Origin of the sequence: Leifsonia sp. NPDC077715, from assembly GCF_040686855.1 — a bacterium.
GTDB lineage: Bacteria > Actinomycetota > Actinomycetes > Actinomycetales > Microbacteriaceae > Leifsonia.
The window spans coordinates 980,052-1,003,243 of sequence record NZ_JBFBOG010000001.1 but is presented as its reverse complement, the minus strand read 5'-3'; the positions used below and the strand labels follow the sequence as shown (position 1 = coordinate 1,003,243).

23 protein-coding genes are annotated in these 23,192 nt (G+C 71.1%); 11 read left to right on the top strand and 12 right to left on the bottom strand.

All coding sequences use genetic code 11. The features are described 5' to 3' along the window. Nucleotides 1-23 precede the first annotated feature (23 nt). Together argG and AB0P25_RS04950 are read right to left on the bottom strand one after the other, a co-directional pair. Nucleotides 24-1,457 (bottom strand): argininosuccinate synthase, encoded by a 1,434-nt coding sequence (gene argG / locus AB0P25_RS04955; protein WP_363805742.1) that lies wholly within the window; start codon nt 1,455-1,457, stop codon nt 24-26. A gap of 10 nt (nt 1,458-1,467) precedes the next feature. Next, on the bottom strand, nt 1,468-1,956 hold the full coding sequence (locus AB0P25_RS04950; protein ID WP_363805741.1) for a MarR family transcriptional regulator: 489 nt from the start codon (nt 1,954-1,956) through the stop codon (nt 1,468-1,470). Between the two features lie 59 nt (nt 1,957-2,015). On the opposite strand from AB0P25_RS04950, the gene AB0P25_RS04945 reads away from it, so the two are divergent. Next, a complete protein-coding gene (locus AB0P25_RS04945) occupies nt 2,016-2,645 on the top strand; it encodes an NAD(P)H-binding protein (protein WP_363805740.1) in 630 nt (209 codons plus the stop codon). 18 nt (nt 2,646-2,663) lie between these two features. Here the strand turns inward: AB0P25_RS04945 and AB0P25_RS04940 are convergent, their stop codons facing one another. The 3 genes from AB0P25_RS04940 to AB0P25_RS04930 form a co-directional block, all read right to left on the bottom strand. Then, on the bottom strand, nt 2,664-3,251 hold the full coding sequence (locus AB0P25_RS04940; protein WP_363805738.1) for a M15 family metallopeptidase: 588 nt from the start codon (nt 3,249-3,251) through the stop codon (nt 2,664-2,666). 167 nt (nt 3,252-3,418) lie between these two features. Further along, nucleotides 3,419-5,119: an amidase gene (locus AB0P25_RS04935; RefSeq protein ID WP_363805737.1), complete on the bottom strand. Its 1,701-nt coding sequence runs from the start codon at nt 5,117-5,119 to the stop codon at nt 3,419-3,421. Further along, a complete protein-coding gene (locus tag AB0P25_RS04930; RefSeq protein WP_363805736.1) occupies nt 5,116-6,150 on the bottom strand; it encodes an agmatine deiminase family protein in 1,035 nt (344 codons plus the stop codon). The genes AB0P25_RS04935 and AB0P25_RS04930 overlap by 4 nt, the downstream gene beginning before the upstream one ends. 78 nt (nt 6,151-6,228) lie before the next feature. Here AB0P25_RS04930 and AB0P25_RS04925 point away from each other — a divergent pair, with 78 nt between their 5' ends. Genes AB0P25_RS04925 through AB0P25_RS04915 form a run of 3 tightly spaced genes read left to right on the top strand, consistent with a single transcriptional unit; the run spans nt 6,229 to nt 7,637 of the window. Then, entirely contained in the window at nt 6,229-6,861 is a 633-nt protein-coding gene (locus AB0P25_RS04925; protein ID WP_363805735.1) for a TetR family transcriptional regulator C-terminal domain-containing protein, read from the top strand. 1 nt (nt 6,862) lies between these two features. Further along, on the top strand, nt 6,863-7,132 hold the full coding sequence (locus AB0P25_RS04920; RefSeq protein ID WP_363805734.1) for a DUF1778 domain-containing protein: 270 nt from the start codon (nt 6,863-6,865) through the stop codon (nt 7,130-7,132). Further along, nucleotides 7,125-7,637 (top strand): GNAT family N-acetyltransferase, encoded by a 513-nt coding sequence (locus AB0P25_RS04915; RefSeq protein WP_363805733.1) that lies wholly within the window; start codon nt 7,125-7,127, stop codon nt 7,635-7,637. The genes AB0P25_RS04920 and AB0P25_RS04915 overlap by 8 nt, the downstream gene beginning before the upstream one ends. Here the strand turns inward: AB0P25_RS04915 and AB0P25_RS04910 are convergent. The 6 genes from AB0P25_RS04910 to AB0P25_RS04885 all read right to left on the bottom strand — a co-directional run bounded on the left by AB0P25_RS04910 (nt 7,630) and on the right by AB0P25_RS04885 (nt 13,600). Then, nucleotides 7,630-8,682, bottom strand: coding sequence for an alpha/beta hydrolase (locus AB0P25_RS04910; RefSeq protein ID WP_363805732.1), 1,053 nt, complete (start codon nt 8,680-8,682; stop codon nt 7,630-7,632). The genes AB0P25_RS04915 and AB0P25_RS04910 overlap by 8 nt on opposite strands. Then, nucleotides 8,679-9,587, bottom strand: coding sequence for an alpha/beta fold hydrolase (locus AB0P25_RS04905; protein WP_363805730.1), 909 nt, complete (start codon nt 9,585-9,587; stop codon nt 8,679-8,681). The genes AB0P25_RS04910 and AB0P25_RS04905 overlap by 4 nt, the downstream gene beginning before the upstream one ends. After that, on the bottom strand, nt 9,584-10,330 hold the full coding sequence (locus AB0P25_RS04900) for a 3-hydroxybutyrate dehydrogenase (RefSeq protein WP_363805729.1): 747 nt from the start codon (nt 10,328-10,330) through the stop codon (nt 9,584-9,586). Before AB0P25_RS04900 ends, AB0P25_RS04905 begins: the two co-directional genes overlap by 4 nt. Before the next feature lie 79 nt (nt 10,331-10,409). Next, entirely contained in the window at nt 10,410-11,387 is a 978-nt protein-coding gene (locus AB0P25_RS04895; protein WP_363805728.1) for a Gfo/Idh/MocA family oxidoreductase, read from the bottom strand. A gap of 157 nt (nt 11,388-11,544) precedes the next feature. Next, on the bottom strand, nt 11,545-12,603 hold the full coding sequence (locus AB0P25_RS04890; RefSeq protein ID WP_363805727.1) for an oligopeptide/dipeptide ABC transporter ATP-binding protein: 1,059 nt from the start codon (nt 12,601-12,603) through the stop codon (nt 11,545-11,547). Beyond that, a complete protein-coding gene (locus AB0P25_RS04885; protein ID WP_363805726.1) occupies nt 12,587-13,600 on the bottom strand; it encodes an ABC transporter ATP-binding protein in 1,014 nt (337 codons plus the stop codon). Before AB0P25_RS04885 ends, AB0P25_RS04890 begins: the two co-directional genes overlap by 17 nt. A gap of 164 nt (nt 13,601-13,764) precedes the next feature. Here AB0P25_RS04885 and AB0P25_RS04880 point away from each other — a divergent pair, with 164 nt between their 5' ends. From AB0P25_RS04880 to AB0P25_RS04850, 7 genes are read left to right on the top strand one after another with little or no spacing between them, the layout of a single operon-like run. Next, complete coding sequence (locus AB0P25_RS04880) at nt 13,765-14,973, top strand: membrane dipeptidase (RefSeq protein WP_363805724.1); 1,209 nt, start codon at nt 13,765-13,767, stop codon at nt 14,971-14,973. Beyond that, the gene (locus tag AB0P25_RS04875; RefSeq protein ID WP_363805723.1) at nt 14,973-16,589 is read left to right on the top strand and encodes an ABC transporter substrate-binding protein; all 1,617 of its coding nucleotides are present in this window, start codon (nt 14,973-14,975) and stop codon (nt 16,587-16,589) included. Before AB0P25_RS04880 ends, AB0P25_RS04875 begins: the two co-directional genes overlap by 1 nt. 20 nt (nt 16,590-16,609) lie before the next feature. After that, nucleotides 16,610-17,572: an ABC transporter permease gene (locus tag AB0P25_RS04870; protein ID WP_363805722.1), complete on the top strand. Its 963-nt coding sequence runs from the start codon at nt 16,610-16,612 to the stop codon at nt 17,570-17,572. Next, the gene (locus tag AB0P25_RS04865) at nt 17,569-18,465 is read left to right on the top strand and encodes an ABC transporter permease (RefSeq protein WP_363805720.1); all 897 of its coding nucleotides are present in this window, start codon (nt 17,569-17,571) and stop codon (nt 18,463-18,465) included. The genes AB0P25_RS04870 and AB0P25_RS04865 overlap by 4 nt, the downstream gene beginning before the upstream one ends. A gap of 14 nt (nt 18,466-18,479) precedes the next feature. Next, the gene (locus AB0P25_RS04860; RefSeq protein ID WP_363805719.1) at nt 18,480-19,661 is read left to right on the top strand and encodes a Xaa-Pro peptidase family protein; all 1,182 of its coding nucleotides are present in this window, start codon (nt 18,480-18,482) and stop codon (nt 19,659-19,661) included. Between the two features lie 23 nt (nt 19,662-19,684). Next, nucleotides 19,685-20,593 (top strand): alpha/beta hydrolase, encoded by a 909-nt coding sequence (locus AB0P25_RS04855; RefSeq protein ID WP_363805718.1) that lies wholly within the window; start codon nt 19,685-19,687, stop codon nt 20,591-20,593. After that, nucleotides 20,590-21,630, top strand: a complete 1,041-nt coding sequence (locus AB0P25_RS04850; RefSeq protein WP_363805717.1) for an Lrp/AsnC family transcriptional regulator — start codon at nt 20,590-20,592, stop codon at nt 21,628-21,630. The genes AB0P25_RS04855 and AB0P25_RS04850 overlap by 4 nt, the downstream gene beginning before the upstream one ends. A 4-nt stretch (nt 21,631-21,634) precedes the next feature. On the opposite strand, the gene AB0P25_RS04845 is transcribed toward AB0P25_RS04850, so the two are convergent. Next, the gene (locus AB0P25_RS04845) at nt 21,635-23,158 is read right to left on the bottom strand and encodes an ATP-dependent DNA ligase (RefSeq protein WP_363805716.1); all 1,524 of its coding nucleotides are present in this window, start codon (nt 23,156-23,158) and stop codon (nt 21,635-21,637) included. Between the last annotated feature and the right edge of the window lie 34 nt (nt 23,159-23,192).

Genomic DNA, 23,192 nt, shown 5'->3' with positions numbered 1-23,192 from the left:
GACGCTCGCGCGCCGCGACGGGCTCAGTCGGTGCCGGAGTCGAACGCGGCTCCCTCCGAGCTCAGGTCGATCTCGCGCGACAGCTCCTCGTCGACCGGCTCGACGCCTTCGAGGATGGAGCGGGCGCTGCCTTCCTCGAGCTCGCCGACCAGCGCGCCGGTCGGACCGCCGATGAGGCCGGACGCCGCGTACTGCTCGAGGCGCGAACGGGAGTCGGCGATGTCGAGGTTGCGCATGGTCAGCTGGCCGATGCGGTCGCCGGGGCCGAACGCGGAGTTGCCCACGCGCTCCATCGACAGCTTCTCGGGGTGGTAGCTGAGCGCCGGGCCGGTGGTGTCGAGGATCGTGTAGTCGTCGCCGCGGCGGAGGCGCAGCGTGACCTCGCCGGTGATGGCGGAGCCGACCCAGCGCTGCAGCGACTCGCGCAGCATCAGCGACTGCGGGTCGAGCCAGCGGCCCTCATACATCAGGCGGCCGAGGCGGCGGCCCTCGTTGTGGTAGTTGGCGACCGTGTCCTCGTTGTGGATGGCGTTGAGCAGTCGCTCGTAGACGATGTGCAGCAGGGCCATGCCCGGCGCCTCGTAGATGCCGCGGCTCTTGGCCTCGATGATGCGGTTCTCGATCTGGTCGGACGCGCCGAGGCCGTGGCGGCCGCCGATCGCGTTGGCCTCGAGCACCAGTGCCACCGGGTCGTCGAACTCGACGCCGTTGATGGCGACCGGGCGGCCCGACTCGAAGCGGACGGACACCGTCTCGGTCTCGACGGGGACGTCGTCGCGCCAGGCGGCGACGCCCATGATCGGCTCGACGATGTCGAGGCCCGCGTCCAGCTCCTCCAGGCGCTTCGCCTCGTGGGTGGCGCCCCAGATGTTGGCGTCGGTCGAGTACGCCTTCTCGGTCGCGTCGCGGTACGGGAAGCCGCGGGCGACGAGCCATTCGCTCATCTCCTTGCGGCCGCCGAGCTCCTCCACGAACGCGGCGTCGAGCCACGGCTTGTAGATCCGCAGGCGCGGGTTGGCGATGAGGCCGTAGCGGTAGAATCGCTCGATGTCGTTGCCCTTGTAGGTGGAGCCGTCGCCCCAGATCTCGACACCGTCCTCCATCATCGCGCGCACCAGCATGACGCCGGTGACCGCGCGGCCGAGCGGGGTGGTGTTGAAGTAGGTCTTGCCGCCCGAGCGGATGTGGAAGGCGCCGCACTGCAGGGCGATCAGGCCCTCCTCGACGAGCGCGCGCTTCGCATCCACGAGTCGCGAGATCTCGGCGCCGTACTCGCCGGCGCGGCCGGGGACGGCCTCGATGTCGGGCTCGTCGTACTGGCCGATGTCGGCGGTGTACGTGCAGGGGATCGCGCCCTTCTCGCGCATCCAGGCGACCGCGCAGGAGGTGTCGAGCCCTCCCGAGAACGCGATGCCGACTCGTTCACCGACGGGCAGACTGCTCAGAACCTTGGACACGGCATCCAGCTTACTGGGGGCTCTCCTGGCCGTGCTGCCCGAGGCCCGGGTGCACGCCCGGCTGGTAGCCGCCGCCCGCGACCATCCGGGTGAGGATGGCGAGGAGGGTCGCGCGGTCGTCCGGGCTCAGGCGGCCGAGCATGGCCTCCTCCTGGTCGTCGGCCAGGCGCGTGGCGGCGCTGACGACATCCCGTGCGGCCGGGGTGAGGTGGATGGCGTAGGCGCGTCGGTCGTCCGGGTGCCGCCGCCGCTCCACCAGGCCGCGCTGCTCGAGGTCGTCGATCAGGGTGACCATCGAGTTGCGGTGCAGGCCGAGCGCCGTCGCCAGCTCCTGCTGGGTGCGTCCCTCCTGTCGCGCGACGTGCACGAGGATGCCGTAGCGGTTGGGGGTGAGTCCGAGCGGGGCGAGGGCGGCGGTGAACGCTTGGGCGCTCTGCAGTCCTAGCTGGGAGACCAGGAAGCTGGCCCGGGACTCCAGGGCGGGGGGCTCGGAGCTCATGCTGACATGATACCGATCGGTGATTGCACGGTACTGTGACTATCACTTACCATGACGACATGAGACTGACGATCTTCGGAGCCAGCGGCCAGACCGGCCGGCTGATCACCCAGCAGGCGCTGGAGCAGGGGCACGATGTGACGGTCGTTCTGCGCCGGCCGCCCGACGACGTGGATGCGCGTGCCAGTGTCCGCGTCATCCCCTCTCTCGATGACACGGCGGCGGTGCGGGCGGCGCTCGCCGGAGCCGATGCCGCTCTGTCGGGCATCGGGCCGCGCAAGCGGGCGGACGCGCCGGTAGCGGCGCCCGCGACCCGTGCGATCCTCCGGGCTGCGGATGGGATGGGGCTGCGGCTCGTCGTCATCAGCGCGGCACCCGTCGAGCCGCCGCCGGCCGACGACAGCTTCGTCAGTCGGCGGATCGCGCTCCCGCTGATCGGCGTGCTGCTGCGTCCGGTGTACGACGATCTCCGCGAGATGGAGCGTTCGCTTCGGGGGTCGGACGCCGTGTGGACCGCGTTCCGCCCGCCGATGCTCACCTCCGGGCGGGCGACCGGAAACTACCGCACCCGCGTCGGAGGCAGCGTCCCGCGCGGCTTCACAGTGTCGCGGGCGGACCTGGCGGATGCCATGCTCGCGAGCGTGGGGCGGCCCGAGACCGAGCGCGCTGCGGTCGGGATCGCGGACTGACGTCGCTTTCGCGAGTCGTCAGCCGCGGCCGTCGGCGGACTGCGCCGGGCACTCGCCGCCGGGCTCGGTGCGCAGTTCGAAGTGCCAGGCCTCGTTCGCGTACGTCTGGCAGAGGCCCCAGGCGTTCCCAAAGCGGTTGAGGTAGTCCATCGCGCCGGCATCGGAGATGTCGACGGCGTCTCCGCGGACGTGGGCCGAGTCGCTGCCGCGCTTCACCCACTTCTCGGCCTCCTCCTCGCTGCCGTACTGCTCGACCGCCTGCGCGAACAGGTGCTCCTGGTAGCGCTCGGATCGCCAGCCGTCGGCGATGGTGATGTCGTGGCCCGCGCCCTCGCGCCGCATCGCGGCCTGCGCATCGCGGAGCGCGGCCAGCAGTGCGGGGTCCAGGCGGGTGACGGCGGGCAGCTCGCTGTCGAGGCTCAGCGAGCTCCCGTCCGGGATGTACCCGTCATCGCCGGTGAGGCCGTCCGTGGCCGCGACCTCGCCGGCTGCGGGGAGGCTTGCGGGCCGCGCCATCGCAGCGCTGCCGCCCGCCGCGCATCCCGCGAGGGCGACGGCGAGCAGGAGGGCGGAGGCGGCGCCGATGACGCGGTACGTGGAGTGCATGCCTTCCACGCTCGCAGCACGGCCGCGCCCGCGCGTCCCTCCCGCGCCTGATCCGCATCCCTCCCGAGACCGACCCGGCCCTCCATCGAGTACACGAAGAGTGCACGGTCCGACGCGGTATCGCGTGCACTCTTCGTGTACTCGACGGCGGGCACACCGCTCGGCGGCTACGGGAGGGGCGGGGTGCGGGGCGGGACGGTACGGCGCGGCCCGAGCGCCTCGAAGGCCGCGGCCAGCGCGAGCAGGCGCGTGTCGTCGTAGGCGCGGCCGGCGAACGTCAGCCCGACGGGCATCCCGATGTCGGCCATCGTGCCCATGGGGACCGTGACGGTCGGGATGCCGAGGTGCCGCGGCACGAGGTTGCCGTTCGCGACCCAGACGCCGTTGCGCCAGCCGAGGTCCGCGGACGCCGGGTTGACGTCCATGTCCGCCGGCGCCACGTCGGCCACAGCCGGGAAGATGACGGCGTCGAGGCCGAGGCCGTCCATCCACTCCTCCAGGTCGACGCGGCGGGTCTCCTCGAGTCCGAGGAGTCCGTCGGCCAGCTCCGGGATGCTGTCCAGCGTCGTCCCCGGATGCGCCCGCACCCAGGCGGGGTAGTCGGCGATGTCGTCCTCGAACCCGGTGTACCGGTCGGGCAGGGCGCCCTCGGGCTGCGGGAAGATACGCGCGCCGTCGACGTCGGCCAGCGTCCGCAGTGCGGGGTCGCCGTTGGCGTCGAGGAAGTCGTCCCACGCCCACGCCGACAAGTCGACGATCTCGCGGCGGAGGAACGCCGGGGTGACGAGCCCGCGCGTCGCGATCGTCGGCGCGCCCGGTCGGTCGCCCTCGTAGTTGGAGACGACGGGGAAGTCGACCTCGACCACGGTCGCGCCGGCCGCCTCGAGGTCGCGCCGCGCCGCCTCCCAGAGGGCGATGACCGAGTCGCGGGTCTCGATCCGCTGCCCGGTCGGGCCTCCGATGCCCGGGCGTTCGGCGGTCCCGGCTTCGGGGTCGGCGTTGATGTACATGCGAGGAATGCCCACGCTGCGGCCCGCCAGCGACGCGCCCTCCGCGAGCGCCGGGTACGACGCGGGCCGCAGCTCCGACGCCGCGGGCAGCGGGACCCACGGCTGCGCCCTCCAGAAGTCGCCGCGGGTCTCGGCGTCGTCGGCGACGATGACGTCGAGCACTTCGAGGAGGTCGGCCATGGTGCGCGTGTGCGGCACCACCACATCCATCGTCGGCACCAGCGGCCAGTTGCCGCGCACCGAGATGACACCGCGCGACGGCGTGTAGGCGCAGAGGGCGTTGTTGGACGCGGGAGCGCGCCCGGACGACCACGTCTCCTCACCGAGCCCGAACGCCGCGAAGCTCGCCGCGGTCGCCGTGCCCGAGCCGTTCGACGACCCGGAGCCGAAGGCGGCCGTCAGGTAGTCGCCGTTGTACGGCGACTCGGCCCGCCCGTAGACGCCGCGCTGCATGCCGCCGTTGGCCATCGGCGGCATGTTCGTCAGGCCGAGCAGGATCGCCCCGCCCGCCCGCAGCCGCTCGATCGTGAAGGCGTCGCGCTGCGCGACCAGGTGCTCGAACGCGGGCGAGCCGGCCGCGGCGGTCAGGCCGCGCGCCAGGTAGCTGTCCTTCGCCGTGTAGGGGATGCCGTCGAGCGGCCCGAGGGTCGCGCCGCGCGCCCGGCGTTCGTCCGCCGCCCGCGCCTCGGCCAGGGCATCCGGGTTGCGGACCACCACGGCGTTGAGCCGCGGGCCGGCCGCGTCGTACGCGTCGATGCGTGCCAGGTACGCCGTCACCAGCTCCTCGCTGGTCGTCTCGCCGGCCTCGAGCGCTCGCCGCAGGTCGGCGATGGAGGCCTCGACCACGTCGAACGTCATGCGTTCACCGCCGGCTGCTGCTGGGTGATGCAGTGGATGCCGCCGCCGCGCGCGAAGATCGGGCGCGAGTCCACCATGGTCACGCGGCGTCCCGGGTAGACGGCTTCCAGGATCTCGGTCGCCTCGGCGTCGGCCTTCTCCTCGCCGAACCCGCACGCCACGATGCCGTCATTGACGACCAGGTGATTGACGTAGCTCCAGTCGACGAAGCCCTCTTCGTCGCGCAGGGTCGCCGGAGCGGGCAGATCCACGATGTCCCAGCTGCGGCCGGCCGCATCCGTCGTCTCCGCCAGCAGGGCGCGCAGCTCGCGCGACACCTCGAAGTCGGGGTGCTCCGGGTTGCGCTGGGCGTGGAGCAGCAGCGTGCCGGGGTAGGGGATGGTGGCCACGATGTCGACGTGTCCGTTGGTGCCGAAGTCGTCGTAGTCGCGGGTGAGGCCGCGCGGGAGCCAGATCGCGTGGGTCGCGCCGATCGTGCGGGCCATCTCCGCCTCGACGCGCGCCTTGTCGGCGTACTTGTTGCGCCGCGGGTCGAGCTGCACGGTCTCGGTGAGCAGCACCGTCCCCTCGCCGTCGACGTGGATGCCGCCGCCCTCGTTGACGAGGAGCGAGCTGATCAGCTCGGCGCCGGTGCGCTCGGCGACGAAGCGGGCGATCTCGGCCGACTTGCGCCACTCCGCCCACTCCGGGTCGCCCCAGCCGTTGAACGTCCAGTCGACCGCGCCGAGCACACCCGGGCGCTCGTCGTCGACGACGAAGGTGGGGCCGAAGTCGCGCATCCAGAACTCGTCGAGCGGTGCCTCCACCTGCTCGATGTGGCTGCCGAGCATGCGGCGGGCGCGGTCGCGCTCGGTCGGGTCGACGACCATCGTCAGCGGCTCGTACTCGGCCACGGCGTGGGCGACGGCGGTCCAGGATGCGTAGGCCTCCTCGGCGGAGGCGGCGTCGTCACCGAGGGTGAGGCCGGCGCGCGGGAATGCCATCCAGGTGCGCTCGTGGGGTGCCGTCTCGGCGGGCATGCGCCAGGTCATCGAGTCCTCCATCGGTCGGCGACTTTTATTGATCGTGCGATCAATATGTGTGACGAAAGTACCTATACTGGGCGGATCATGTCAAGAGCCCCCCGCCGCCCGCCGGCCGAGCGCCGCATCGAACTGGCGACCGCCGCACGCGACCTCGCGCTGTCCGACGGCCTCGCCGCGGTCACGCTCCGCGGCGTGGCCGGGCGCGCGGGCGTGACCCCCGCTCTCGTCGCGCACTACCACCCGGCGATGGACGCGCTGGTCGCGTCCGCCTTCGCCGCGGTCGTCGGCGCCGAGCTGGGCGAGGTGCGCACGCTGCTCGCCGGGGCGGGCGGGCCCACGCAGCGGCTGGCGGTCCTCCTCCGCACCCTGCTCGACGGCACGCGCGACGACGTCACCCTGGTCTGGGTGGAGGCGTGGGCGCTCGGACGGAGGAACGACGTGCTCGCCGAGGCGGTGCGCGAGCAGATGGATGCCTGGCAGGAGCTCATCCTCGGCATCGTGCAGGAGGGCGTCGCGGCCGGGGAGTTCCATGCCGACGACCCGGCGCAGGCCGCGTGGCAGCTGCTGGGGATGATCGACGGCCTCAACGCGCAGGCGCTCGTCCGGTGGGGCGGCGGGGACCGCGGCCCGGTGCTGGCGCGGGCGGTCGAGGGGATGCTGGGGTTGCGGCGGGGAGCGCTGGACGGAACGTACGGCGCATTGCCGTACATTGAGTGACATGAGTGTGAAGGACAAGCGGCTCGAGCTGCGCGTGAGCGGGGAGCAGAAGGAGCTCATCGAGCAGGCCGCTGCGCTCGAGGGCCGGTCCGTGACGGACTTCTCGACGCAGGCGCTGACCGAGCACGCTCACGAGGTCATCCGTCGCAACCATCAGCTGACCATGGACGCCGAGGCATTCGATGCCTTCCTGGCCGTCCTCGACGAACCCGGGCGCCCGATCCCCGGCCTCGTCGACCTGCTCCACCGCCCCTCCGTCTTCCGTGACTGAGTACGAGGCACCGCGCGCCCTGCGGGCGGGCGACGTCGTCTCCGAGTTCTTCTGCGGTAGCCCTGAGCTCGACCGGTGGCTCCGCGGGTGGGCACGTCACAATGACACCAACGGCGCCTCCCGCACCTTCATCTCGGTCGCCTCCGGGACGGAACGCGTGTGCGGCTTCTACTGCCTGGCGGCCGGGTCCCTGATCCGCGCAGAGGCGCCCGGACGGCTCGCCAGGAACATGCCCGATCCCATCCCGGTCGTGCTCATGGGGCGCCTCGCCGTCGACACGCGGGACGCTGGAAGGGGACTCGGCGCATCCCTCCTCCAGCACGCGGTCGCGCAATCCGTCCGCGTCGCCCAGACCATCGGCATGCGGGCGATCGTCGTCCACGCCAAAGACGACAGAGCCGTCGCGTTCTACGAACGGTTCGGCTTCACGCGACTCCCCTCCGGCGAGAGGACGCTCTACCTCCGGGTCGCCGATGCCCTGGCGAGCGCCGCATCCCTCAGCTGATCCACGCCAGCAGTTCCGCCCGGAACTCCTCCGGCTTCTCGACGTGGGCGGAGTGGCCGCAGTTCTCGAAGACGACCTCGCGCGTCCGGCCGCCGTTCTCGGCGTAGCGGTCGAGCACGGCGCGGGTCTGCGCCAGCATGGGCTGCGGGGGCGCCACGTCCTCGCCCGGCCAGCCCGGGATGACGCCCGCCGCGCCGAGCTGGTTCAGGTCGAAGAAGGACGCGTCGCCGACGATCGCATCCACGTCGCCGTGCAACCACAGGATGGGCGGCTTGGCCGGAGCGTCCGCGATGCCGGAGGTGTCGAAGTGGGTCGGCGCGAGCGTGTTCAGGATGCCGCGCGTGCCGGGCGCGAAGCCGGGCCAGTGCTCGGAGGCGCCGGCGTCGCCGGGGTAGTTGTCGGGGCCGGTGGCCGTGGACAGCATCGACTCGACCCACAGGTCCTCGTACTCCGACTCGAAGCCGGGCGCGACGTACGACGAGCGGTAGACCGCGCGAGGGGAGGTCGGCGACTCCTCGCCGGTGTCGCCGGCGGCGAGCCGGGCGACGAAGTCGGGGTTCGCGCCGCCGCCTCCGGTGCCGGAGGCGTCCGCGTTCAGAAGGGAGCCATCGAGCGCCGTGCCGCCGAAGCCGTACGGCGAGACGGGTGAGACGAGGGTGAGGCTCGCCACCAGGTCCGGCCGGTCGAGCAGCAGCTGCATCACCACTCCGCCGCCGAGACTCCAGCCGACGATGTGCGCGGCGCCGAGGCCGAGCTCGTCGGCGACCGCGGCGACGTCGTCGGAGAAGTCGCGGACGCCGCGGGTCGCATCCACCGGCAGGACCTCGCTGTCGCCGAAGCCGCGGAGGTCGACCGCGAGCGCGCGGATGCCGGCGGGCAGCGACAGCATCAGCGGCTGCCAGAACAGCGACGACGAGACGTTGCCGTGTACGAACAGCACGGTCTGCAGCGCGTCGCCGTCGGCGGGGCGCTCCAGGACGTTGGCGGTGTAGCGGTCGGTGCGGACGGTGCGGGCGTCGATGCCCGGCAGCAGCGTTCCGGTCATGCGGGGGTCTCCTTCGGGTAAGGGTTCGGGTGGTGGATGGAGGGGTCGAGCGCCGACAGGATCTGCCGGAGCCCGTCGTCGGTCATCAGGATCGTGTAGTGGTTCACGTCGTCGGCTTCGCTCACGCGCATCCCCGGCAGCCGCTCGCGCCACTCCGCCACGACCTCCGGCGGATAGAGGGGAGGGCCGTCGAGCAGGCCGCGCGGCGCCCGGACGAACGAGATCGGGAGCCGCAATCCGGCCAGCGCGTCCGCGTAGCCGTCCTCGCCGTACAGCTCCAGCGCGTTCACCGAGACGGCCGCCTCGCTGACGCTCGACCGCAGGGCAGGCGCCTCGCCGACGAGGTCGTAGGCGACGTAGTCCGCGAAGGTTTCGTTCCACCAGGGGCCGATCGCGGGATGCTGCCGCCAGAACTCCTCGTAGCCGGCCGGTGACGCGAACGTGCGTCGCAGGCGTTCGAGCGCGGGGCCCAGAACGACGGCGGGCACTTCGTCGGCCGGGATGTCGGCCGGCCATGGGAGCGGCAGGCCGCCGTCGATGAGCGCAAGGCTCTCGGCGCGGTCCGGGTGGCGCTGGGCGAAGCGCACCGCGACGAAGCCGCCCATGGAGTGTCCCGACACCATGACTCGCGGGACGTCGAGAGCGTCCAGCGCCCGGGCAACGTCGTCTGCGAGGTGGTTCAGCGTGAACGGGCCCGGGAGGTCGCCGCTGCGGCCGCGGCCGCGGAGGTCCGGCGCGAGGATGCGCGTGCCGGGCAGGGCGGAGGCGACCCGCGCCCAGGCGAGGTGGTTCGCCGTGATGCCGTGGATGGCGAGCAGCGGTAGGCCCGGGGCATCCGGATGCCAGACGCCGCCGGCCAGCTCCCCGCCGTCGACCGGTGCGGTGAACGGGACGGGCGCCGTCACCGGGCGCTCCAGCCGCCGTCCATGGTGTAGCTCGCTCCGGTGACCATTCCCGCGTCGTCGCCGGCCAGCCACAGCGCGAGGCTGCCGACTTCGGCGGGCTCGACCAGCCGCTTGATCGCGGCTTCGGTCAGCATGACCTTCTCGACGACGTCCTCCTCCGGGATGCCGTGCAGCCGCGCCTGGTCCGCGATCTGCTTCTCGACCAGCGGCGTGCGCACATAGCCGGGGTTGATGCAGTTGGACGTGACGCCGTGCGGGCCGCCCTCCAGGGCGGTGGTCTTCGACAGCCCCTCCAGCGCGTGCTTGGCCGTGACGTAGGCCGACTTGTACTCGCTCGCCCGCAGCCCGTGGACGCTGGAGATGTTGATGATGCGGCCGAAGCCACGCTCGTACATCCCGGGCAGCGCCGCGCGGATGAGGAGGAACGGCGCCTCCACCATGATCCGCAGCATCAGCGCGAACGTCTCCGGCTCGAACTCCTGGATCGGCCGGACCGTCTGGATGCCGGCGTTGTTGACGAGGATGTCGGTGTCGACCGGCGCCTGGGCGAGCTCGACGGTCTTCGACAGGTCGACCTCCCACGCGTCCCCGCCGAGCCGCCCGGCGACCTCGCGGGCGGCGTCGCCGTTCAGGTCGGCGATCGTGACGTGCGCGCCGGCCGCTGCGAACGCCTCGGCGCACGCCAGCCCGATACCGCTCGCGCCGCCGGTGACGAGGGCTCTCCGCCCGGTCAGATCGGTCATCCTTGACGCTCCTTCCCGCTGGGCCACGGCCCTAGCCGCACTCTAACGCCGGGCGTCGGGCGCGCGGAAGGGCGGCGGATCAGTAGGTGAGGCCGATGCGCTCCCGGATGGTGTCGAGCGTGCCCATGATCGCTACCGACTGCGACAGCGGCAGCCGCGCATCCTCTCCGCCGCCCGCCGCGATCAGCCGCTCGATCGCGCGCGCCTGGTACTGCATCCCGCGCCCGTCGATGCGGGACTCGTAGGTCTCGAGCACGCGCCCGGCGGGGTCGACGACGCGGAAGCTCGTCGGTGCGTAGAAGGTGGCGTCGAGTTCCGCGCGGGCGTCGGTGCCGACCACGGTCGCGCTGTTGTCGCCGGCCGCGTCGAGGGTCGTGGTAAGCGCCGCCTGGGCGCCGCTGTCGTAGCCGAGCAGGATGGACGTCTGGCGGTCGACTCCGGTCGCTGTCGGCGTCGAGAGGGCGAGCACCTGGTCGGGAGCGCCGAGGACGTCCCAGGCGAACGACACCGGGTAGATGCCGAGGTCGAGGAGCGCGCCGCCGCCGAGGGCCTTGTTCAGCATCCGCCCCTCGGGGTCGGGGTTCGTGCGCTGGTCGTGGTGGGCGACGACGGTGCGCAGCTCGCCGAGCGTGCCGTCGCTGACGATCTCCTGCAGCCGCTCCATGTGCGGCAGCCACCGCGTCCACATCGCCTCGAGGGCGACGAGCCCGTTCGCGGCGGCCGCGTCGGCGATGGCCTGCGCCTCGGCCCGGTTCATGGTGAACGGCTTCTCGACGAGCACGTGCTTGCCGGCCGCCAACGCCAGCAGGGCGTTCGGCGCGTGCTGCGGATGCGGGGTCGCGATGTAGATGACGTCGACGTCCGGATCGGCCACCAGCTCCTCGTAGCTGCCGTGCGAGCGCGGGATGCCGTGCGCGGCGGCGAAGCGGGCGGCGGACTCGGGGCTGCGCGATCCGACCGCGGTCACGGTGTGCCCGTCGAGCTGCAGGTCGCGCGTCATGGCGCCGGCGATGCCGCCCGTGCCCAGGATGCCCCACGCGGGGGAGGAGGTCGTCATGCGGTCATCGTACCGACGGGTCTCACGCGTGGTAGGCGCCCGGTGCGAAAGAGCTGTCCGAAACGGAGGAGCACGGGGGCGACACGCCGCGGGAGCGAGCGGAAGGGAGGAGGTGCGGCCGCTTTGCCGGGCCGCCTTCCTCCGTTCTGCGGCGCGGTCAGCCGACCGCGACCGCCTCCTCGGCGTGGTGGCACGACACCTCGCGCAGTGCGATCCCCGGCCGCTCGAGCGGCCGCAGCGGCGGCACGACCGAGCGGCACTCGTCCGTCGCCATCCAGCACCGCGGGTTGAAGCGGCAGCCGGCCGGAGGGTCGACCGGCGACGGCGGCTCGCCGGCGAGGATGCGCCGCTGCGCCAGCCGGCCGCGTCCCTCGCGCGTCGCGGTCGGTGTCGCCGAGAGCAGCGCCTGCGTGTAGGGGTGGGACGGCTGCTCGTAGAGGACGTCGGTGTCGCCGAGCTCGGCGATCCGCCCGAGGTACATGACCGCGACGCGGTCGGCGATGTGCCGCACCACGGACAGGTCGTGCGCGATGAAGACGATCGAGACGCCCAGGCGGCGCCGGATATCGCCCAGGAGGTTGATCACCTGCGCCTGCACCGAGACGTCGAGCGCCGAGACCGGCTCGTCGCAGACCAGGACGTCCGGGTCGAGCGCGAGTGCGCGGGCGATGCCGATGCGCTGACGCTGGCCGCCCGAGAACTGGTGCGGGAACCGCGTGAGCATGTCCTCGCCGAGCCCGACCAGCTCCAGCAGCTCGATCGCGCGGGCGCGTCGCGCCGCCCGGCCCATGGCGTGCGCGGCGGCGATCGGCTCGGTGACGATGTCGAGCACCGTCATGCGCGGGTCCAGGGACGCGTACGGGTCCTGGAAGATCATCTGCACGCCTTCACGCAGCCGCTTGCGGTCGCGAGCGCGACCGCGCGACACGTCCGTCCCGCGGTACGTGAGCGTGCCGCCGTCGGGGCGCTCGAGACCGACCAGCATGCGGGCGAGCGTCGACTTGCCGCACCCGGACTCGCCGACGATGCCCAGGATCTCGCCGGCGTGCAGGTCGAGGGAGATGCCGTCGACGGCGGAGACGGTCGCCGGGCGCAATCGGGAGCCCGTCGCGAACTGCCGTACGAGGCCGGAGGCGCTGAGCACGACCTCCCGGCCGACGGCGTCCGCCGGCGCGGGCGACGTCAGCGTGGCATTGAGATCAGGGGACGAGTTCACGGATGAGCTCCTCGGATCGGATGCAGGCGGCCCGCCTGCCGGGGGCGACCTCGTCGAGCGGCGGCCGGATGGTGCGGCACGCCTCGACGGCCAGATGGCAGCGGGGATGGAAGGAGCAGCCCGCCGGAACCCGGGCCGGGCTGGGCGGAGAGCCCGGGATGGTCAGCAGGTCCGACCCGCGCTGGGCGGCCTGCGGCACCGACCTGAGCAGGGCCTCGGTGTAGGGATGCGCGGGCCGCGCGAACACGGTGTCGGCGTCGCCGGACTCGACGATCCGCCCGGCGTACATCACCGCCACGCGGTCGGCGACCTCCATCACGACGCCGAGGTCGTGCGTGATCAGGAGCACGCCCATCCCGAGCCTGCGCCGCAGCGAGTCGAGCAGGTCGAGGATCTGGGCCTGCACCGTGACGTCGAGCGCGGTGGTCGGCTCGTCGGCGATGAGGAGGTCCGGCTCCAGAGCGATGGCCATGGCGATGAGGATGCGCTGGCGCATACCCCCCGAGAACTGGTGCGGATAGTCGTCCACGCGGCGCTCGGGGGCAGGGATGCCGACCAGCGCGAGCAGTTCGGACGCCCGAGCCCGCGCCTCCTTGCGGGAGGCGCCGCGGTGCACACGGAACAGCTCGCCGATCTGGTCGCCGATGGTCATCACGGGGTTGAGGGCGGACAGCGCGTCCTGCAGGACGAGCGCGATGCGCTGTCCGCGGAGCCGGCGCCGCTGCTCCTCGCTCACCGCGAGGAGGTCGACATCACCCAGCCTCAACTCGTCCGCGGTGATGCGCGTCCCCTCGTCGCCGAGGCCCATGATCGCGCGGGCGGTGACGGACTTGCCGGAGCCCGACTCGCCGAGGAGCGCGACGAATTCGCCGCGGCCGACATGGAGGTCGACCTCGCGCACCGCGGGGATGTCCGGCCCCGAGCCCGTGAAGGCCACGGAGAGGTTGCGCACCCGCAGCACGTCGGTGCCCGGGGCGTTCACATTGCTTGAGTCCACGTCGACATCCTCGCATGCGGGTCGTTTCCGGAATGTTTCAAACATGAAACGACTTTGCCGAATTTCATGACCAATGTTGACACAGATGCCGGATATCTGCGAACTTGGCTCCTGTTGCGCCTGATTGCGCATTCGCTTAACACCCCACCAGGACAGGAGACAGCGTGCTCGACCCCGCACCGCGCTACACCGGCTACACGGCCTACGACTACCTGGAGGCAGGCAAGGACTACCGCGAGTTCCGCTACGCCAAGCAGATCGGCCGCGTGCCCGAGTACACCGGCCTCGACCTCAGCGACGAGCAGAAGGAGCGCACCACCCGCCTCCTCACCGAGTCGACCGTCATCTCGCTGCACGACCACGTGCAGGTCTTCCCGGAGGACATGACCCAGCTCCGCGACCACATCCGCCAGGGCCGCGAACCAACCGGCTACGAGGGCCTGTCGCGCTCCGGCATCACGGCCGTCTTCGACAACGGCATGGACGGCACCTGCTGCATCTCGAGCGACGCCGGCTGGAAGTACCAGGACGTCCTCTTCGACCTGGGCGTTCGCATGGCCGACATCGCGCACCAGGATTTCGTCATCAAGGGCGAGACGATCAAGGACATCGAGTACGCCGCCGAGACCGGCCGCATCGCCCACATCTTCGCGCTCGAGGCGGCGACGCCCATCGAGAACGAGGTGGACCGGCTCGACGTCCTCTACGGCTTCGGGGTGCGTCAGATGGGCATCGCCTACTCCGAGGCGAACTACCTCGGATCGGGGCTCAAGGAGCGCGGCGACGGCGGCCTCACCTACTTCGGCGAGCGCGCGGTCGAGCGGATGAACAAGCTCGGCATCGCGATCGACGTCTCGCACTCGGGGGACCGCACCGCGGTGGAGGCGATCAAGGCCTCCACCAAGCCGGTGTTCATCACGCACGCCGGCGCCCGCGGCCTGTGGCCGACCAACCGCATGAAGACGGACGAGACGATCATCGAGTGCGCGAAGCGCGGCGGTGTCATCGGGATCGAGGCCGCCCCGCACACGACGCTGTCTCCGCAGCACCCGCGGCACTCGCTGGAGTCGGTCATGGACCACTTCCAGTACTGCGTCGACCTGGTGGGCCTGGAGCACGTCAGCTTCGGTCCGGACACGCTGTTCGGCGACCACGTCGGACTGCACGACGCCTTCTCGTCGAACCTGTCGCTCGGACAGGCCCACGGAAAGGTCGATTACGAGAAGGTCGCGTACGTCGACGGCCTCGAGAACCCGGCCGAGGAGTTCACGAACATCATCGGCTGGCTGGTCAAGCACGACTACTCCGACGACGAGATCCGCGCCGTCGTGGGTGGCAACACTCTTCGGGTCCTGAAGGAGGTGTGGGTCTGATGCGCCCACGGAAGATCGCGGTCGCGGCGGCCACACTCGCCGTCGCGGCCCTGGCCCTGAGCGCGTGCGCTCCGAGCGCCCCGCCCGCGGCGAGCACCGCCACGGCCGGCTCGGCGACGCTCACGATCGCCACGACGACCGACGTCGTCAACTACAACCCGCTGATCGGCAACAGCCGCAGCGACTACTGGATCACCAACCTGATGTACCCGCACCTGCTGGAGATCGCGAACGACGGCTCGAAGGAGCCGCAGCTCGCGACCAAGTGGGGGTACGTCAACGACACCACCGGGTACTACGAGATCCGCGACGACATGAAGTGGAGCGACGGACAGCCGCTCACTGCCGAGGACGTCGCCTGGACGATGAACGCCGTGAAGAAGGACAAGCCCTCCGGGACCTTCTACGGCCAGCTCGCCAACCTGGACACGGCCAAGGCGGTCTCGAAGACCCGCGTCGAGTTCACCCTCACCAAGCCGGACTCGTCGATCGTCGACGAGATCGGCTTCTGGGGCAACATCGTCCCGAAGCACGTCTTCGAGAAGGCCGACTCGGTCGCGACGTTCCCGAACGACGGCAAGGACGGCGGCTGGGTCAGCGCCGGTCCGTACAAGCTGACGTCGGTGCAGGTCGGACAGAGCTACACGATGGACCGGGTGGACGACTACCCGCTGGTGAAGGGCGGCACGCCGCTCTCCGCCAAGGTGGTCTACCGCGTGTTCCCGGACATCAACACGGAGATCCTGGCGCTGCAGAGCGGTGAGGTGGATGCGATCGCCAATGCGCTCCCGCCGGCGCAGGTCGCCAAGCTCAAGAGCACGAGCGGCATCACGGTCACCGAGGCGGTCGGCCTGGGCTACGCCCACATGACCTACAACATGAACAACCCCGTGCTGGCGAAGCTCGAGGTGCGACAGGCGCTCTCGCAGGCGGTCGACTACGACGCGATCCGGAAGGTCGTGCTGCAGGGGCAGGCGGTGTCCACCCGGTCCAGTCCGCTGATGCCGGTGCTGAAGGACTATTACGACAAGTCGATCAAGGAGTACGCCTTCGACACCGAGAAGGCGCGCTCGCTGATGGAGAAGGCCGGGTACACGGCCGGCGCCGACGGCATGTTCCCGGTGAAGTTCCGCCTCATCTACTCGCTCCAGGACAGCGTCACCTCCCAGTGGGCGACCCTCGTCAAGGACAGTGCGGCGAAGGCGGGCATCCCGATCGAGCTGCAGGGCACCGAGCGGAACACGTACCTGGCGATGACCAACAAGGGCGACTTCGACATCTACGCCGGCAACTTCGCCATCATGGACGACCCGGTGACGAACATGACGCTCGCCTACCTCCCCAAGGGCGCCATCAACTACTCGTACGTCGACGACCCGAAGCTCAACGATCTGATCGCCCAGGGCTCCGCGACGACCGACAAGGACGAGAAGGTGAAGCTCATGCGGGAGGCCGCGAAGATCGTGCGGGACAACGTGTACGACAACATCATGTACACGCAGAACCTCTACTTCGCGTCCAGCTCCAAGTGGACCGGGTTCATCGCCAAGCCGAGTGAGCTCCTGTCCATCGTCAACCCCGTCTCGGTCGCCTCGGCGCACCCGACCGGCAAGTAACGAAAGCGAGGCCGACCCGCGTGTCCCGGTTCACGTTCCTGCTCCCGAGGCTCGGGAGGGGTGTGCTCACGATCTGGTTCGCCGTGACCGTGACGTTCCTCCTACTGCGCCTCCTTCCCGGAGACCCGGCGCTGGCGGTCGCCAGCCCGAACATGACGGAGGACACGCGGGCGGCCCTGCTCCAGCAGTACGGGCTCGATCAGCCGCTGATCGTGCAGTACGGCATCTATCTGTGGCAGCTCGTCCAGGGCAACCTGGGGGTCTCGTTCACGCAGTCGATTCCTGTGCTCGACGTGCTGATGCAGCGACTCCCGTGGACGCTGCTGCTCACGGGCACCGCTCTGGTGCTCACCGTGGCCGTCGGCATCCCGCTCGGGGTGCTGGCGGCCTCCCACCGGGGACGGTTCCTCGACAAGGTGGTGCAGATCGTCGGCGTCACCGGGCAGTCGATCTTCGTGCCGAGCATCGGCGTGCTGCTGCTCTTCGTCTTCGGGCTGATGCTGCACTGGCTGCCGATCGGCGGCGCGTACGACCAGGACGCGTACGGCGCCGCCTGGTACGGGTCCGTCGCCGCCCACCTCATCCTCCCGGCGATCTCGCTGATGCTCGTGCAGCTCGGGTCGTACGTGCTCACGATGCGCTCCACGCTCATCGACGCGCTGGGGGAGGACTACACGACCCTGGCCCGCGCGAACGGCCTGCCGTACCGCCGGGTGCTGTGGAAGCACGCCCTCCGCAACGCGCTGCTGCCGACCACGACGCTGATCGGCCTCCAGCTCGGCTTCCTCGTTGGCGGCGCAGTGCTGACCGAGACCGTGTTCGCCTACCCGGGCATCGGCCGCGGCATCTACGAAGCGGTGACGCAGCTCGACTTCCCGGTGCTGCAGGGCGCGTTCCTCATGCTCGCCATCACCGTCGTCGTCGCCAACATGATCACGGACACCGTCTACGGATTCCTCGACCCGAGAGTAAAGAAGGCATGAGCCAGGCAGCAGTCACCGAGGCCGCGGTCGGCGTCGAGCCGATCGCGCTGGAGAACGGTCGCGCCGCCGCGCAGACCTGGAAGGCGTTCCGCCGCGAACCGCTCGGGATGCTCGCGCTCGGTGTGCTCATCCTGCTCACGATCGTGGCGTGCGCCGCGCCGCTCATCGCCCCGTACCCGCCGAGCTACGGAGACCCGGTTCTCAGCCCGCCGACCGCGGCCCACTGGTTCGGGACCGACAGCCTCGGCCGGGATGTGTTCGGCGAGGTCGTCTGGGGCTCGCAGCAGAGCATCCTGGTCGCCGTCGCGGCGTCCGCCATCGCGATCGTCGTCGGGACCGTCGTCGCCGTCGTGGGCGCCTACTTCCGCCGACTGGACGGGTTCATCAGCGTCGTCGTCGACCTGACGCTGTCGCTGCCGGTGCTGCCGCTGATGATCCTCATCGCGGCGCTCGTCGGCCCGAGCACGACGACGATCATCCTCGTGGTCGCCGCCTTCTCCTGGCCGGAGGTTACGCGCCTGGTGCGCTCGCAGGCCCTCACCGTGGTCCGCCTGCCCTATGTGGATGCCGCTCGTCTGATGACCTCGTCGCCGCTGTGGATCATCGTGCGGCACGTCGTCCCGGCGGTCACGCCCGTCATCGTGGTGTCCGTCGTGGTCACGGCATCCCGTGCCGTCCTGTCGGCCGCCGGCCTCGCCTTCCTCGGCCTCGGCGACCCGAACGTGTGGTCGTGGGGCCGCATCCTGTACGAGGCGCAGCAGTCCGGCGCGATGTCGAGCGCCTGGTGGCTGACCCTGTTCCCGTCGATCGCCATCCTCCTGCTGGTGCTCTCGGCGACGCTGCTGTCCATCGCCTACAACGACGCCCGCAACCCCAAGTCGCGCCGGCGCTGACAGAAAGGGCCACCATGTTCCCGACCCGGCTGACCGTCGACGCGCTCGATCGCATTCAGGACCGCGTCCGTCGCCGCCTGCTCGAGCAGGGGCTGGATGCGCTGCTCACCGACTCACCCGAGGACGTCGCCTACCTCACCGGCTTCTTCCACCACCCCAGCGAGCGCCCGGTCGCGGTCTGGCTGGACGCCGACGGCGGGACGGTGCTCCTCGTACCCGAGCTGGAGCGCGAGAACGCCGAGCGCCAGTCCGCCCGGGCGGACATCGTGTCGTTCCCGGAGTATCCCGGGGTGCTCCCTCCGTTCCGCTTCCTCGCGCAGCGCGTCGGGCACGCCGGCCGCGCCGGCCGCGTCGGCTTCTCGACCGGCATGACGTGGGAGCGGCAGAGCGCCGCCTTCGCCGAACTCGACGCGGCGGAGGCGGTGCCGACGCCGCTGGTCACGATCGCTCGTTACGAGAAGCTGCCCGAGGAGATCGCGCTGCACGCCGAGGCGGCGCGCATCACAGACCTCATGCTCGAGGCGGGGGTCGCGCTCATCCGCGAGGCCGTCGCCGCGGGAGGCGCCCTCCCGAGCGAAGCGGAGCTGGCGTCGCACGTCGGCGGCGTCGGCGTCTCGACGATGTACGACGAGCACGACGACGTGATCGTCGTCTCCCCGCTCGCCGGAGGCCTCGTCTACGCCGGTGCCAACTCCGCCTACCCGCACGGTCTGCCCTCGGGGTACCGCCTGCGGCCGGGCGACACCTTCATGCTCTCGCTGGGCTGCGCCGTGGGCGGGCGGTTCGTGGAGGGCGAGCGCACCTTCGTGCTGGGCACGCCGACCGCGGAGCAGCGCCGGTATCACGACGTCGTCCGCGTCGCCCAGGCGACCGGGAGTGCGGCGATCCGTCCGGGCCGCGAATGCCGCGCGGTCAACGCGAACTGCCTCGACGTCATCCGCGACGCCGGCCTCGGCGACTACCTCCGCCACCGGCAGGGCCACGGCATCGGGCTCGGGATGCACGAGCCGCCGTGGCTGGAGGACGGCGACCCGACGGTCCTCGCGGCCGGGATGATCGTCTCGAACGAGCCGGGCATCTACATCCCGGGTCACGCCGGCTACCGCATCTCCGACTCCATGCTGGTGACCGAGGAAGGGGCGCGTCCGCTGACGTCGTTCCCGCGCGACCTCGACCACTGCACCATCGACCTCTGAAACAAGAACCGGAAGGAACCACCGTGAGCACCGACGTCTCCCCAGAATTCGCCGCCGCGACGACCACAGCGCAGTTCGTCGAGATCAACGGCAACCGCCTCGCCGTCGAAGTGCTGGGCCCGGAGGGAGCTCCCGTGATCATCACCCACCACGGCGCTCCAGGGCTCGGGTCGCGGGCCGAGCCGCGCGCCAGCTTCGGCCGCCTCGCGGACGAGTACCGTGTCGTGGTCTTCGACGCCCGCGGCTCCGGCGAGAGCGAGGGCGCCGGCGAGTTCAGCCACGAGCAGTGGGCGGCCGACATCGACGCGCTCCGCGAGTGGATCGGCGCAGAGCGCATCATCATGGCCGGCGGCTCCTACGGCGGCTTCATGTCGCTGGAGTACGCGACGCGTTACCCGGACCGGGTCCTCGCGCTGGTGCTGCGCGACACCGCCGCCGACAACTCCCACTCGGAGCTGTCCCGCGCCAACGCGCTCGCCTCCGACCGCGTCACCGTGGACATGGACAAGTTCGACCGCATCGACGAGGGGCGGGTCCGCGACAACGACGACCTGCGCGACTGTTGGCGCGAGATCCTGCCGCTGTACGACTACGTGTACGACCCGGAGGCGGTCGAGCGGAAGGTCGAAGCCACCCCGTACCGGTACGAAGCGCACAATTACGCGTTCTCCAAGAACCTTCCGACCTATGATCTCAAGGGGGCGCTCCCGGGGGTCACCGCACCCACGCTGGTGACCGTCGGGCGGACCGACTGGATCACCCCGGTGTCCTGCTCGGAGACGATCGCATCGCTCATCCCGGATGCGCGGCTCGCGATCTTCGAGAAGTCGGGTCACTCCCCCCAGATCGAGGAGGCGGAGGCATGGACCGAAACGGTACGGACCTTCCTGCACGAGGTGGTCCCTCCGGTGCGGAGCGCGGCGACCGCGTGAAGGCCCTCGACACCCTCGACGAACTCGACCGCCGGATCATCGTCGCGCTGCAGCACGACGGCCGGGCGAGCTGGACGGCGATCGCCGACATGGTGGGCAGCTCGTCCGCCACCGTGGCGCGGCGCGGGCAGCAGCTGCTGCAGGACGGCGTGGTGCGGATCGCGGTGGTTCCCGCGCTGGGCAGCACCGGGCAGGTGGACACGTTCCTGGTCCGGCTCAACTGCCGCCCGGGCACCCAGCTGGAGGTCGCGGCCGCGCTCGTCGAGCACGCGGACGTCCGCTTCCTGACCCTGGTGACCGGTCAGTACGACATCATGGCAGAGGTCGTCGTCACCGGCGGCGCCGCGCACTACCCGCAGCTCATCCAGCAGCTGCAGTCGATCGCCGGCATCAAGCGGTGGCGCAGCGACCTCATCATGCACGTGCACAAGGTGCGTCATGACTGGAGCCGTCAGCTGTTCGCCGAGACGATGAACCTCCCCCAGGAGGACGAGAAGACCTCGCTCGTCGACGCCGAGGTGTGCGAGCCGGACCACCTGGACGAGGCCGACCGGCGCATCCTGGCCGCCCTCCGCGACGACGGACGGGTGACGTTCCAGGCGATCGGCGACCGCACCGGCATGAACGAGTCGAGCGTGCGCCGCCGCTTCGACCGGATGCGCGCGAACCGCTGCCTGGACATCCTCACCCTGGTCCCGGCTGCCGCGCTCGGGATGGGCGCGGAGACCCTGCTGCTGGTGAAGGTGGCCCCGGCGCGGCTCGAGGCGGTCGCGGCCGCCCTGTCCGTATACCCGGCCGTGCGCTACCTGGCCTCGCTGCTCGACGACAACTCCCTGTTCTGCGAGCTGATCACGCCCTCGGTCGGCGAGCTCAACGAGTTCATCTCGCACACGCTCTCGGTGCTGGACGGCGTGGAGGGCTGGACGGGCGCGATGGAGTTGCTGTACCTGAAGCGCGGGTTCATCGAGACGCCGTGGTGGCGCGCCCAGGTCGGCTACCCGGCCGCGGCGCGGGACGCGGTGCTGCTCGAGGCGTGACGCGCTACTCCCGCAACAGCCCGCGCAGGGTTTCGATCGTGTCGGCCTCGCCGGGGTCCTTGTCGTCGCGGTAGCGCTTGACGCGCGCGAAGCGCAGAGCGATGCCGCCGGGGTAGCGGCTGGAGCGCTGCACGCCGTCGATCGCGATCTCGACCACGGTCGTCGGCGCGACCCAGACCGTCCCGGCCGTGCGCCGCACCTCGATCTCCTGGAAGTGCTCGGTCTGCCAGGCGAGCAGCTTGTCGGTGAGGCCCTTGAACGTCTTGCCGACCATGACGAAACCGCCCGGCTCGCCGAACGCACCCTCGGGGTCGCGGGCGCCGAGGTGGATGTTCGACAGCAGGCCGTGCCGGCGACCCGATCCCCACTCCACGGCCAGCACGACGAGGTCGTAGGTGTGCACGGGCTTCACCTTCACCCAGCTCGACCCGCGCCGCCCCGCGGCGTAGGGGGAGTCGATCGCCTTCACGACGACGCCCTCCTGCCCGGCCGCCAGCGCCTCGCGCGAGACCCGCTCGGCGACCTCGGGATCGGCCGTGACCTCGCCCGGGATGCGGTGCTCGCCCGCCACTCGCTCCAGCTCCGCGAGCCGGACGGACAGCGGCTCGTCCAGCAGGTCGCGGCCGTCGACGTGCAACACGTCGAAGAACCAGGGATGCAACATCGTCTCGCGTGCCGCTTCGGCGCCGAAGCGGGACATCGTCTCCTGGAACGGCCGCGGCGCGCCCTCCTCGTCCAGCGACAGCGTCTCGCCGTCGAGGATCACATCCTGCACAGGCAGCCGCCGGACCACCTCGACGACTTCGGGCAGGCGGTGCGTGATGTCGGCCAGGTTGCGGGTGAAGACCCGCACGTCGTCGCCGTGCCGGTGCACCTGGATGCGGGCGCCGTCGAGCTTGTACTCGACCGACGCCTCGCCGGTCGTCGTCAGGGCCTCCGTCGGGGTCGGCGCGGAGGCGGCGAGCATCGGCAGCACCGGCCGACCGACCTGCAGGCCGACCGCATCCAGCTCTTCCGCCGTGCCCGTGAGGGCGAGCCGCGCGGTCTCGCCGAGGTCGCCGGACAGCATCGCCGCCCGGCGCACGGATTCGCCGCCGCGGTCGGACGCACGGGCGATCGCATCCATGAGGACGCCCTCGAGCGCTCCGGTGCGCATCTCGCCGAGCAGCACGCGGGCGATGAAGTCCTGCTCGCGGTCCGTCGCGCGCGCCGTGAACTCGCGCAGGACCCGGTTCCGCTCGGTCGCCGACCCGGCGCCGGAGAGCGCGGCGAGCCGGTCGAGCAGCGCATCCAGGTCGTCCACCGTGAGCGTCGGCTCGTCGGCCGGCCTTCCCATCGCGCCGTTGAGCCCACGCCAGCCGACGCCGACGCGACCCTGCCGGGCCTTGCCGACGAGGAAGCCGACCGCGGGCGCGATCTCGTCGGGCTGCAGTTGCGCGAGCAGCGCGGCGAGCGCATCCACCTTCGCCAGCCGGGAGCGGGTGGACGCGACGGTCTCGGCCGTCGTCACGAGCGCGTCGAGGAGCACGCCTCCATACAACCACCGGCGTCCGACAGCGCCC